Source organism: Pseudomonas sp. VEM90 (genome assembly GCF_054611535.1).
The window spans coordinates 1-674 of sequence record NZ_JBTRAR010000067.1 but is presented as its reverse complement, the minus strand read 5'-3'; the positions used below and the strand labels follow the sequence as shown (position 1 = coordinate 674).

Genomic DNA, 674 nt, shown 5'->3' with positions numbered 1-674 from the left:
GACGGCAAGACCGTCATCACCGTGCCGGCCAATGGCACCGTGGGTACTGCCACTGTCACTGCCCCGGATAACGTCTACGTCGGTAGCAACGACCCTGTCGTGATGTCGATCGCTACCGTTGAAGGCGTGGACGTTGGCAAGTTCGAACAGCTGACGCTGGATAAAACCTCGGTCAGCACTACCGTCACCGACGAGCCAGGTACTCCAGGCAACGAAGGCGACCTGGTCAAGGTCACCATCACGGCCGACCAGACTTCGGTGGCCGAGAACGTCAAACCGACGTTCACCGTACACGTCAACCAGCCGCTGGCCCACGACCTGGTCGTGACCCTGAGCAACAACGCCCAGGTCACCATCAAGGCTGGCGACACCAGCGCGCCGTACACCCACGACGCACAAGGCGATGACGTCTATCAGGACGCTGGCCAGATCAGCCTGGGTATCAATTCGGCGGAGGACGCCACTGGTGCGACCTTCGAAAACCTGGAACTGGGCGATGCCGCTTCGGTTCAAGTCACCGACACCCTCGACGAAGTCGTAGCCAAGCTGACCGCCACCCCTTCGGTGACCGAAGGCGGCGAGATCACCTACACCATCACGCTGACCAACAAAGACGGTCTGCCGATCAACAACCACTCGGAGCTGTACTTCAAGCTGACCGACGGCACTACTGT

The 674-nt window shown here is 60.5% G+C and carries 1 protein-coding gene; it reads left to right on the top strand.

The window, feature by feature from the left end; translation table 11 throughout:
- The coding region (locus tag ACYCCG_RS26050) for an immunoglobulin-like domain-containing protein (RefSeq protein ID WP_459672327.1) at positions 1 to 674 on the top strand (674 nt) is incomplete at both ends.